Consider the following 12,424-nt stretch of genomic DNA (forward strand, 5'->3'; position numbering starts at 1 on the left):
CGACGAAGCGAAGTCAGATGCGATTGATCTTTAAAAATTGAACAACCGATAAGTGTGGGCACTCGATGAATAGTGCGTCTGCTTCGGCAGATTAGCTTTAAATTTATTGAGGCTCACATAGTAATAGGTAAGTTAAGTAATTAACTTGTCAGCATACTTTGAGAGCGACCGGTTCAAGTGATTTATCACGAAAACCGAAAACAGTAACAGGTTTAAACTGAAGAGTTTGATCCTGGCTCAGATTGAACGCTGGCGGCATGCCTTACACATGCAAGTCGAACGGCAGCACGGGTGCTTGCACCTGGTGGCGAGTGGCGAACGGGTGAGTAATACATCGGAATGTACCTTGTAGTGGGGGATAGCTCGGCGAAAGCCGGATTAATACCGCATACGCTCTGAGGAGGAAAGCGGGGGACCTTCGGGCCTCGCGCTACAAGAGCAGCCGATGTCAGATTAGCTAGTTGGTGAGGTAAAAGCTCACCAAGGCGACGATCTGTAGCTGGTCTGAGAGGACGACCAGCCACACTGGGACTGAGACACGGCCCAGACTCCTACGGGAGGCAGCAGTGGGGAATTTTGGACAATGGGCGCAAGCCTGATCCAGCAATGCCGCGTGTGTGAAGAAGGCCTTCGGGTTGTAAAGCACTTTTGTCCGGAAAGAAATCCTCTGGGTTAATACCTCGGGGGGATGACGGTACCGGAAGAATAAGCACCGGCTAACTACGTGCCAGCAGCCGCGGTAATACGTAGGGTGCAAGCGTTAATCGGAATTACTGGGCGTAAAGCGTGCGCAGGCGGTTTTGTAAGACGGATGTGAAATCCCCGGGCTTAACCTGGGAACTGCATTCGTGACTGCAAGGCTAGAGTATGGCAGAGGGGGGTAGAATTCCACGTGTAGCAGTGAAATGCGTAGAGATGTGGAGGAATACCGATGGCGAAGGCAGCCCCCTGGGCCAATACTGACGCTCATGCACGAAAGCGTGGGGAGCAAACAGGATTAGATACCCTGGTAGTCCACGCCCTAAACGATGTCAACTAGTTGTTGGGGATTCATTTCCTTAGTAACGAAGCTAACGCGTGAAGTTGACCGCCTGGGGAGTACGGTCGCAAGATTAAAACTCAAAGGAATTGACGGGGACCCGCACAAGCGGTGGATGATGTGGATTAATTCGATGCAACGCGAAAAACCTTACCTACCCTTGACATGTACGGAATCCTGCTGAGAGGTGGGAGTGCTCGAAAGAGAACCGTAACACAGGTGCTGCATGGCTGTCGTCAGCTCGTGTCGTGAGATGTTGGGTTAAGTCCCGCAACGAGCGCAACCCTTGTCCTTAGTTGCTACGCAAGAGCACTCTAAGGAGACTGCCGGTGACAAACCGGAGGAAGGTGGGGATGACGTCAAGTCCTCATGGCCCTTATGGGTAGGGCTTCACACGTCATACAATGGTCGGTACAGAGGGTCGCCAAGCCGCGAGGTGGAGCTAACCCCAGAAAACCGATCGTAGTCCGGATCGCAGTCTGCAACTCGACTGCGTGAAGCTGGAATCGCTAGTAATCGCGGATCAGCATGTCGCGGTGAATACGTTCCCGGGTCTTGTACACACCGCCCGTCACACCATGGGAGTGGGTTTTGCCAGAAGTAGGTAGCCTAACCGTAAGGAGGGCGCTTACCACGGCAGGATTCATGACTGGGGTGAAGTCGTAACAAGGTAGCCGTAGGGGAACCTGCGGCTGGATCACCTCCTTTCTAGAGCAAGCACTGGAAGTTGAGTGTTCACGCTTATCGGTTGTTGACTGCGTAGATCTAAGTCGGGTCTGTAGCTCAGGTGGTTAGAGCACCGTCTTGATAAGGCGGGGGTCGAAGGTTCAAGTCCTTCCAGACCCACCAAGCTAACCACCGCCTGACCAAGTCAGATGGTAACTGGCTTGAAATGGGGGCATAGCTCAGCTGGGAGAGCACCTGCTTTGCAAGCAGGGGGTCGTCGGTTCGATCCCGTCTGCCTCCACCAATTCCTTAGATCGCACATCGATGTCAGTCAAAAGCTTTTACGTCTGCAGTAAATCCCAATGGTGATGAAACGTGAATGTTTTTGAATGACAGCAATGTCATGCAGTATTTGTTCTTTAACAATTTAGAAGAAGTAGTAGTACAACGGAAGCGCGTTAGAGATGGCGCGTGGAAATTGTACGGGTTGTGATTGTATCAACCAGTATTTAAGTGATCGAAAGATGACTTGGAATACGGCACAACGCGATAACTCAACCTATAGCTGGAAGACATTCTGGTTATAGGGTCAAGCGAATAAGTGCATGTGGTGGATGCCTTGGCGATTACAGGCGATGAAGGACGCGATAGCCTGCGAAAAGTTGTGGGGAGCTGGCAAATAAGCATTGATCCACAAATGTCCGAATGGGGAAACCCGGCCTTTTAGGTCATCCTAGACTGAATACATAGGTCTAGCGAAGCGAACGCGGCGAACTGAAACATCTAAGTAGCTGCAGGAAAAGAAATCAACCGAGATTCCCAAAGTAGTGGCGAGCGAAATGGGACCAGCCTTCAAGATTTAGCACCGGTGTTATCAGAACGGAATGGAAAGTCCGGCCATAGTGGGTGATAGCCCCGTATGAGAAAACCCTGGTGTGGAACTAAGCTTGAGATAAGTAGGGCGGGACACGTGAAATCCTGTCTGAAGATGGGGGGACCATCCTCCAAGGCTAAATACTCGTAATCGACCGATAGTGAACCAGTACCGTGAGGGAAAGGCGAAAAGAACCCCGGGAGGGGAGTGAAATAGATCCTGAAACCGCATGCATACAAACAGTCGGAGCCTCGTAAGGGGTGACGGCGTACCTTTTGTATAATGGGTCAGCGACTTACATTCAGTGGCAAGCTTAACCGAATAGGGAAGGCGTAGCGAAAGCGAGTCCGAATAGGGCGTTCAGTCGCTGGGTGTAGACCCGAAACCAAGTGATCTATCCATGGCCAGGATGAAGGTGCGGTAACACGTACTGGAGGTCCGAACCCACTAATGTTGAAAAATTAGGGGATGAGCTGTGGATAGGGGTGAAAGGCTAAACAAACTTGGAAATAGCTGGTTCTCTCCGAAAACTATTTAGGTAGTGCCTCGTGTATCACCTTCGGGGGTAGAGCACTGTCATGGTTGAAGGGTCCATTGCGGATTACTTCGCCATAGCAAACTCCGAATACCGAAGAGTGCAATCACGGGAGACAGACATCGGGTGCTAACGTCCGGTGTCAAGAGGGAAACAACCCAGACCGCCAGCTAAGGTCCCTAAATATTGCTAAGTGGGAAACGAAGTGGGAAGGCTAAAACAGTCAGGAGGTTGGCTTAGAAGCAGCCACCCTTTAAAGAAAGCGTAATAGCTCACTGATCGAGTCGTCCTGCGCGGAAGATGTAACGGGGCTAAGCAATATACCGAAGCTGCGGATGCGAGCTTGCTCGCATGGTAGGAGAGCGTTCTGTAAGCCTGTGAAGGTGTCTTGTAAAGGATGCTGGAGGTATCAGAAGTGCGAATGCTGACATGAGTAGCGATAAAGGGGGTGAAAGGCCCCCTCGCCGTAAGCCCAAGGTTTCCTACGCAACGTTCATCGGCGTAGGGTGAGTCGGCCCCTAAGGCGAGGCAGAGATGCGTAGCTGATGGGAAGCAGGTTAATATTCCTGCACCGTCGTATGATGCGATGGGGGGACGGATCGCGGAAGGTTGTCCGGGTGTTGGAAGTCCCGGTCCCTGCAGTGGAGAAGGCGCTTAGGCAAATCCGGGCGCGTAATTCAAGGCTGTGGGGCGAGCGAACTTGTTCGCGAAGCAATTGGAAGTGGTTCCAAGAAAAGCCTCTAAGCTTCAGTCATACGAGACCGTACCGCAAACCGACACAGGTGGGCGAGATGAGTATTCTAAGGCGCTTGAGAGAACTCGGGAGAAGGAACTCGGCAAATTGGTACCGTAACTTCGGGATAAGGTACGCCCTTGTAGCTTGACTGGCCTGCGCCAGAAGGGTGAAGGGGTTGCAATAAACTGGTGGCTGCGACTGTTTAATAAAAACACAGCACTCTGCAAACACGAAAGTGGACGTATAGGGTGTGACGCCTGCCCGGTGCCGGAAGATTAAATGATGGGGTGCAAGCTCTTGATTGAAGTCCCGGTAAACGGCGGCCGTAACTATAACGGTCCTAAGGTAGCGAAATTCCTTGTCGGGTAAGTTCCGACCTGCACGAATGGCGTAACGATGGCCACACTGTCTCCTCCCGAGACTCAGCGAAGTTGAAGTGTTTGTGATGATGCAATCTACCCGCGGCTAGACGGAAAGACCCCATGAACCTTTACTGTAGCTTTGCATTGGACTTTGAACCGGTCTGTGTAGGATAGGTGGGAGGCTTTGAAGCAGGAACGCTAGTTTCTGTGGAGCCGTCCTTGAAATACCACCCTGGCTTGTTTGAGGTTCTAACCTAGGTCCGTAATCCGGATCGGGGACAGTGCATGGTAGGCAGTTTGACTGGGGCGGTCTCCTCCCAAAGTGTAACGGAGGAGTACGAAGGTACGCTAGGTACGGTCGGAAATCGTGCTGATAGTGCAATGGCAAAAGCGTGCTTAACTGCGAGACTGACAAGTCGAGCAGGTGCGAAAGCAGGTCATAGTGATCCGGTGGTTCTGTATGGAAGGGCCATCGCTCAACGGATAAAAGGTACTCTGGGGATAACAGGCTGATACCGCCCAAGAGTTCATATCGACGGCGGTGTTTGGCACCTCGATGTCGGCTCATCTCATCCTGGGGCTGTAGCCGGTCCCAAGGGTATGGCTGTTCGCCATTTAAAGAGGTACGTGAGCTGGGTTTAAAACGTCGTGAGACAGTTTGGTCCCTATCTGCCGTGGGCGTTGGAAGTTTGAAGGGGGCTGCTCCTAGTACGAGAGGACCGGAGTGGACGAACCTCTGGTGTACCGGTTGTCACGCCAGTGGCATCGCCGGGTAGCTATGTTCGGAAGAGATAACCGCTGAAAGCATCTAAGCGGGAAACTCGCCTTAAGATGAGACTTCCCTAGGAACTCGATTCCTTTGAAGGGTCGTTCAAGACCAGGACGTTGATAGGTCAGGTGTGGAAGCGCAGTAATGCGTTAAGCTAACTGATACTAATTGCCCGTAAGGCTTGATCCTATAACCAGTGTGTTTTCCCTGGTTTGAGTGACGTGTGTGCGCCAAATGGCGCTGATACATTCACAACCCAAACTACATGATGTACTACGCTTCTTCTGAATTGGTTTTGTTGCACGCCTAGTGCAGCAGAACATACAAGTTATGCCTGATGACCATAGCGAGTTGGAACCACCCCTTCCCATCCCGAACAGGACCGTGAAACGACTCCACGCCGATGATAGTGCGGATACCCGTGTGAAAGTAGGTAATCGTCAGGCTCCCCTAAAAAACCCCTTGCTACAACGCGTAGCAAGGGGTTTTTGCTTTGTGCGCACGCTATATCTTGTGACTTGCGAGATGGCTCAAGCGCCAGGCAAGCGTGCTGGCCCCGATGCTCTAGGGCTTGTGTCGACATCTTGATTCACCCTATCTCAACGCAGCCTTCGACGTTCGCTTTCTGAAGAAGACAACGCGTTCTGTCTCTTCGAAGCCGAGTGCCCGATGTAACGCCTGAACGCCGTCATTCCGAACATCCGTATCTGATGCAAACTCTTCGCACGCGTGAAGGGCGCCCCATTGCTCGACGTATTCGAACAATGCCTTGGCAACACCTTGACGACGTGCCTCAGGCGCCACATAAATGCCTTCAAGGAATAGCACCGGCGACGTATCGCATCCATTCACATAGTCGTGTCGTATCGATGCCTCGGCGAAGCCAAGTGCCGCCTTCGCCGTCGAAAATGCGATGAATGTGGCGTAACGTTCCGGACTGGAAAGTGTCTCTGCCATCTCGCGGTCATGCTCATCCGCGCTGGCCTGTGGCCAAAGACAATGTCTGAGCATACGCCACGACGGAATGTCATCGGGGCCAATCGGCTGGACGAAGTACTTGGTGGAAGTCATTGCTGAAGCCTTGAGGATGTCCGCGCAGAGCGGGTAAAAGGCTTCAGCCTATACCACTTGTCCAATAAAAAAAGCGCTGCCCGTAAGGACAGCGCTCTCTTAGCGCACAACCGCACTGGCACCAAGGAAACGTGCCAACGTCTCGCCGCGATCGAGGTTCCAGCCTTAGACAGCAGGCGCCGTTTCCGGGAACACCGGCTCACCGAGGTTAAGCATCAGCCGGTTCGCCCACGCAAAGATCGCGATGGAGTGAATCAAATCCAGAATTTCGGCGTCCTTCAGCCCCACATCGCGCAGCGCCTGAAGTTGCTCCGGACGTACATCGCCCGGCTTTTCCGTCAAGGCAATCGAGAACCGAGAAATGGCCTTCTCACGCGCTGTCGTACCGGCAGTGCGGGGGTCTTCGAAGACCTCGCGAATCACATCGTTACGCTTCGCTAATTGTTCGAAGCGCTGCGCATGCACCGACGCGCAATACACGCAGCCGTTGATACGCGAGACCACCGTGGTCGACAACTCACGCTCGGCGCGCGGCATGCCCCCGGGCGCATACATGATCGCGTTGAACGCGGCCGAACGCTGACGAAGGATCTCGGGTTGATGCACGAGGAAGAGGTAGTAATCGGACGTCTTGGCCTTCGGATGGCTCTCTTCCAGCACCGCTACCTGCTCCGGCGTTGCCTTGTCGAGTTCCACTACATCGAGCCAGGCATCCCAGTCGAGCGACTCGTTGGTGAATCCATGCGAACGGATGATATCGCTCATGCTGTCGTCTCCTGCGGCGCAAGTTGTTTGAGGGCCTGCAACCCCGCGACCAGACGCGTCTGATACGACAGGAATGCAATCAGTTGGGCCAGTGCAACGACCGCCGGCGTGGTGAGCCCAGCCGCCGGCAGCTTCTGCAAAGCCGCTTTGTCGCCAGCGACCGGGTTCTCGATAAGCGTGCGTGTGAATGTCAGGATCGCGCGCAGACGGGTGTTTTCGATATCGTCCGGTTGACCAGATTCGACGGCACGCAGCTGCGCCGCGTCGACCGCGTGTTTGCTCAACTCGGCGCGATAGTGCGCGGCAAGCGAAGGCGAGGGCGTGAGACGGCTCGCGTATAGCGCAACGAGCAGACGCTCCACCAACGAAATACCTTCGAGTGCAGGATCGAACAGCCCCTCGTAGCTACCCTGCGTCGCGACAGCGACTTTGTCGCGTGCATGACGCAACGTGTGCGTAGCCGTTCCGGGTGTCAGGCCGGCAACGCGATCGACGAGATCGTTGGCCATGTCGTATTGAGTATTGGCGCTCATGATTGTCCTTGAGATTGGGCCCGTGCGGCTACTGCCCGCGCGAGGAATGCCTGCACAGCGGTCCAGGAACGTTCGTCCGCATGGGCGTTCGCTGGCGGCTCGCCGCCACCGGTACTGATCTTTCCAGAGACCGGATGTGCGTAGACGAGCTGCGTCGTGGGCACATATGGGAACACAATGGCGTGTCCCGCACGATCGAAGTCCAGGTGCTCGACCGGATAGGGATGTGCATGCGCCGCAAGCCGCTCGGCGACCATCCGTGAATACCGGCTCGACGGCCATGAACCGTCGTCTTCGGCCGAAAGCAGCATGACCGGACCTTGGATCTTCTCTACGGGAATGCGTGCCCGCTCAACCGCTTCGGCGTCGTTCAGTGCGGTCAGCATCGCCTTGGCATGCCGATGCGGCGCAGGGCCCTCGTCGAACGGTGCCCACGATGCCGTTCGATTGTTTTCCCAGATGTGCGGCAACGGCTTGCCGTCGAGCAGCCACGTCGGGCCCTCGCGGCCGATGGCCGGATCGCAAGCGTTCTGCGCGCTGTGAATCAGCGCACTGGGCACGTAACCGACGACGGCCGAAACGGCGTCCGGGAACGTGGCGCCGAGCAGCAGCACCAACTCGCCGCCGCGCGATTGGCCCGAGAGCGCTACGAAGTCATGTGCCGGCTTCACGGTGCGGCGCAGCCAGTCCATGCCCTTCGCGAAGTACTCGAGCGGCGTATTGGAGATGTAGTCGGGCAGCCCCGGTCCCTTGAAGTATCCGAGTGCGAAAGCGGCATAGCCATGCGATGCATACAGCGCGGCGCGCGGCTCGTTGATACCACCGCCGGAGCCGTTGAGGATCATCACCGCCGGATGCGGGCCGTCGCCAGGCGGCAGATAAAGGGTGCCCACGAGCCCGTCTTCGCGCACCTCACGTCGGGTGACGCCGTCGGCGGCGAGTCGCTGGGTGAACGATACGGAAGACGATACCGCACCGTTGTCCTCGTTCTGCCCAGCCGTACGACCCGCCTGAGCGACCACCGTTGTCACGAGCGGCGCCATGACGGGCTGTGGAAACACGTCGCGACTCTTGCCGTCTTCCGGAACTTGCGACCAGATGAGGCCCATTGCCGATACGCCCTGATAGCTGCCACTGACGGGCGCGTCGCGCGACACGTCGACAACGCCCTGTGCGTCGGCCTTGAAGGTCGCCTCGGCATACCAGACCACGCCACCGGCCCGCGCCGTGCGGGCGGTGAGCGTCACATGTGCGCCGGGCGACGCGCCGTGCACCACGAGGTGGCGCGGCACGTCGATCAGCGCGTCGGCAGGGGTTGCCGTAAGAATGAGCGATGACGTCATAACGCGGCGGGCCGGCTTACTTGGCGGCCTTGGTCACTTGCATCGCAACGGTGCGATCGCTCGTGAACGGCGTGACCTTCAGGCCCTTACGGGCGGCCCAGATGTTCTGGTAGTGATACAGCGGGATCGTGCCGACGTCGTCCGTCTCGACTTTGACAGACTGACGCAGGATCGCTTCGCGCTTGCCCTCGTCGAATTCTGCGGTCGATGCGTCGAGTGCCTTGTCGATGGCCGGATTGCTGTAGTGACCCCAGTTCGAAGCGCCCAGACCCTTCTTGGCGTCCACCGTCGCCAGCACGTTCACCAGCGCGTAGCTGGCTTCACCCGTGCCGTTACCCCAGGCAAGCATGCTCATGGCGTATTCGTTCTTGTTCGCGCGACCCGAGTACACGGCCCAAGGCACCACTTCCACCTGGGTCTTCACGCCGATACGCGTCCAGAATTGCGCAACCGCCTGTGCGGTCTCAGGACCTTGCGGGTAGCGGTCGTTCGGCACATGCATCGTCAGCTTGAAGCCGTCCGGGAAGCCCGCTTCGGCGAGCAGCTTCTTGGCTTGCGCGGCATCGAACGGAATGTCCTTCACGTCCGGGTTGTAGCCGAACGTGTCCTTCGGCATCCACTGGTTGGCCACGCTCGCCGTGCCTTGCATGATGCGCGTGACGATTGCCTCGCGGTTGATGGCGAGCGAGAGGGCACGGCGCACGCGCACGTCGAGCAGCGGATTCTTCGCGAGCGGCTTGCCTGCGTTATCGGTGATGTACTGATTCGGGCCTTCGCGGAAGGTCGGTTGCAACAGCATCACGCGCAGGCCCGGGTATGGGAATACCGTCACGTTCGGCGCCTTCTTCAAACGCGGAATGTCCGAGGCCGAGACCTTGTCGATCACGTCCACGTCGCCCGCCAGCAGGGCGGCCGTGCGTGCGGCGCCGTTGTTGATGTAACGGTAATCGACCTTTTCCCACTCCGACTTGCCGGCCCAGTAGTTGTCGTTACGCACCATTTCCACGCGGTCGCCCGGCGTATAGGAGACGTACTTGAACGGACCCGTGCCGACCATGGCGCGTCCGGCGTTGTAGTCGTCGGTGTTCGACTTCTCGCCAACGTGCTTGCTCACGATGTGCACCGAAGCGAGGTTGAGCGGCAGATCCGGATTCGGAATCTTGGTCTTCACGACGAGCGTGAGCGGGTCCGGTGCGCTCATCGTGTCGATGGTGCGCAGATAGCCTGCGAACGTGGCCACGCTGCCCGGCACGTTACGTGCGCGCTGATACGAATAGATGACGTCTGCGGCGGTGAACGGCTGACCGTCGTGCCACTTTACGTTGGGGCGCAGCTTGAATTCCCAGGTCTTGGCGTCGAGCGCCTTCCACGACACAGCCAGTCCCGGTTGCAGCTTGTTCCACTTGTTCTCGACGAGCAGATCCCAGAAGTGCAGATCGACCGAGCGATCGCCCGCGTGGTTATTCAGTTGCGGATCGAGCGACGACAGCGGGTCGGCAAAGGCGATGCGCAGCGTCTGGGCAGAAGCGGCCGCGCTCGTCACAAGCATTGCAGCAGCCAGTGAGGACAACAAGAAGCGTTTCATTATCGGCAATCCTGGTCGTTGATGATGAAGAGAAGAGGCAGACACCGTTGCGAGAATCGACAGCGGCGTCTGTGGGCATATCAGGTGTCGTTCAGGTGACACGCACTCACATGATTGACGGCCACGCCGCGAAGCGTCGGTACCTCCGTGCGGCAACGCGGCATGGCGTGCGGACATCGCGGATGGAAGTGGCAACCGCCCGGCGGCGCAATTGGGCTCGGGATCTCGCCGCGAATGGCGGAGAATGTCTTGTGACGCACGTCGATGCGCGGAATCTCGGCAAGCAGCGCCTGCGTGTACGGATGATTCGGGCGACGGAAGACTTCCTCGACAGGCGCACTTTCCACGATGCGGCCGAGATACATGATGACCACGCGATCGGACAGGTGCTCGACCACGCCGAGGTCATGGCTGATGAACACATATGTCAGATGCAATTGTTCGCGCAGATCCATGAACAGATTGAGAATCTGCGCCTGGATCGAGACGTCGAGCGCCGCGACCGCTTCGTCGCATACCAGCAGATCGGGCGCGACGGCCAGTGCGCGGGCGATGCCGATGCGTTGACGCTGACCACCGCTGAACTGGTGCGGATAGCGATGACGCAGCGCAGGATCGAGCCCGGCGCGCTGCAACTGTGCACTCACGTAGTCGTCGAAGCCTGCCCGATCGGTCAGGCCGTGTACGAGCGCTCCTTCGCCGACAATGCGGTCGACGCGCAAACGCGGATTCAGGCTCGAGTACGGGTCCTGAAAGATCATCTGGATCTTCAGACGTGCATCGCGTTGCTCTTGCGCGGAAAGCGAGTCCGCCGGACGGCCGTGAATCTGCACTTCGCCTGACGATGGCTTGAGCAGTCCCGCGAGCATGCGCCCGAGCGTGGACTTGCCGCAGCCCGACTCGCCCACGAGTCCCACGACCTCCCCCGGTTTGACCACGAGATCGACGTTATCGACCGCGCGCACCACGGCTGGCGGATGCGCGAGACCAGCGCGTTCGAGCAGGCGTCCCGCGGGACCGACGTGACGCTCGCCAAAGCGCTTGCTAACACCACGCAACGCCACGATGGGCGCGGGCAGTGTGGCGCTCGGGCTGGTCGATTTGCCGTAGCCGGTGCTGACAGGCTGGCTTTGCGGCAGCGGCGTGTTCATACCATCTCCTTTTGCAACGCAGCGCCCGGGTGGAAGCAGCGCACGAGGCGGCCCGGCGAGGTTTGCGTCATCTCGGGACGCACCGCGCAGGCCGCACTCGCATAGGCGCATCGCGAGGCGAACGCGCATCCGGCCGGCATGGCGAGCAGATTCGGCGTCATGCCGGGAATCTGGCGCAGGCGCTGGCCGCGTTTGTTCAGACTGGGCAGGCTGCCGATGAGGCCCGACGTGTACGGATGTTGCGGCGTGTCGAGCACGGCGTCGACTGCGCCCTGCTCGACGATGCGTCCGGCGTACATCACGGCGAGCGTATCGGCCAATCCGGCCACGACCGACAGGTCATGCGTAATCCAGATGAGCGCCGTGCCATGCTGGCGTGCGAGCTTCTGTACTTCCGAGAGGATCTGCGCCTGAATCGTGACGTCGAGCGCGGTGGTCGGCTCGTCGGCAATGATCAGATCGGGCCGGTGCAACATGGCGATGGCAATCGCCACGCGTTGACGCATGCCACCCGAGAGCTGATGCGGATAGGCACGCAAGCGCTCGTCAGGGCTCGGAATCCCCATCATGCCGAGCGTATCGCGGGCGAGTTCACGCGCCTGTGCCTTGGACACGCGCTGGTGCGCACGCACCGCCTCGATCATCTGCACGTCGACGCGCAACACCGGGTTGAGTGTCATCATCGGGTCCTGAAAGATCATCGCGATGCGATTGCCTTGCAGGTGACGCAACTCGGCCGGCGACATTTTCGTGAGGTCGCGCCCTTGAAACAGGACCTCGCCGCCGACGATACGGCCCGGGGCATCGACCAGCCCCATGATCGAGAAACCGGTCACCGATTTGCCCGAGCCCGATTCGCCCACGAGCCCCATGATGTGGCCCGGCGGCAGTGAGAAGGAGACATCGTCCACGGCCGGCAACGTGCCGGCGCGGGTGATGAATTGCGTGCGCAGATTGCGCACTTCCAATGTGAGGGGAGACGTGGGGGACACTGC

General features: G+C 57.9%; 5 protein-coding genes, 2 tRNA genes, 3 rRNA genes and 1 pseudogene. 5 read left to right on the forward strand and 6 right to left on the reverse strand.

Translation table 11 applies throughout. The annotated features are described in order from the left end of the window. Nucleotides 1-214: 214 nt before the first annotated feature. From AT395_RS06895 to rrf, 5 genes are all read left to right on the forward strand, one after another. A 16S ribosomal RNA gene (locus AT395_RS06895) occupies nt 215-1,747 on the forward strand. 64 nt (nt 1,748-1,811) lie between these two features. Next, nucleotides 1,812-1,888 (forward strand) — tRNA-Ile (locus tag AT395_RS06900). 45 nt (nt 1,889-1,933) lie between these two features. Further along, nucleotides 1,934-2,009 (forward strand) — tRNA-Ala (locus AT395_RS06905). 283 nt (nt 2,010-2,292) lie between these two features. Continuing rightward, nucleotides 2,293-5,170: ribosomal RNA gene (locus AT395_RS06910) — 23S ribosomal RNA — on the forward strand. Between the two features lie 144 nt (nt 5,171-5,314). Beyond that, nucleotides 5,315-5,427 (forward strand): 5S ribosomal RNA (gene rrf / locus AT395_RS06915). The 16S, 23S and 5S rRNA genes sit together here with 2 tRNA genes alongside, the layout of an rRNA operon. A 148-nt stretch (nt 5,428-5,575) precedes the next feature. Here the strand turns inward: rrf and aac(6') are convergent. From aac(6') to AT395_RS06950, 6 genes and pseudogenes are all read right to left on the reverse strand, one after another. Continuing rightward, entirely contained in the window at nt 5,576-6,052 is a 477-nt protein-coding gene (gene aac(6'), locus AT395_RS06920) for an aminoglycoside 6'-N-acetyltransferase (RefSeq protein WP_082164644.1), read from the reverse strand. 165 nt (nt 6,053-6,217) lie between these two features. Further along, nucleotides 6,218-7,350: pseudogene (locus AT395_RS26350) on the reverse strand (CMD domain-containing protein). Beyond that, entirely contained in the window at nt 7,347-8,693 is a 1,347-nt protein-coding gene (locus AT395_RS06935; protein ID WP_048627784.1) for an acyl-CoA thioester hydrolase/BAAT C-terminal domain-containing protein, read from the reverse strand. Before AT395_RS06935 ends, AT395_RS26350 begins: the two are co-directional and overlap by 4 nt. Nucleotides 8,694-8,709: 16 nt before the next feature. Continuing rightward, a complete protein-coding gene (locus tag AT395_RS06940; RefSeq protein ID WP_042112457.1) occupies nt 8,710-10,278 on the reverse strand; it encodes an ABC transporter substrate-binding protein in 1,569 nt (522 codons plus the stop codon). An 80-nt stretch (nt 10,279-10,358) separates the two neighbouring features. After that, entirely contained in the window at nt 10,359-11,357 is a 999-nt protein-coding gene (locus AT395_RS06945; RefSeq protein ID WP_048627786.1) for an ABC transporter ATP-binding protein, read from the reverse strand. Between the two features lie 68 nt (nt 11,358-11,425). Then, nucleotides 11,426-12,421 (reverse strand): ABC transporter ATP-binding protein, encoded by a 996-nt coding sequence (locus tag AT395_RS06950; RefSeq protein WP_376738379.1) that lies wholly within the window; start codon nt 12,419-12,421, stop codon nt 11,426-11,428. Between the last annotated feature and the right edge of the window lie 3 nt (nt 12,422-12,424).

Source organism: Pandoraea apista, from assembly GCF_001465595.2.
Lineage (GTDB): Bacteria > Pseudomonadota > Gammaproteobacteria > Burkholderiales > Burkholderiaceae > Pandoraea > Pandoraea apista.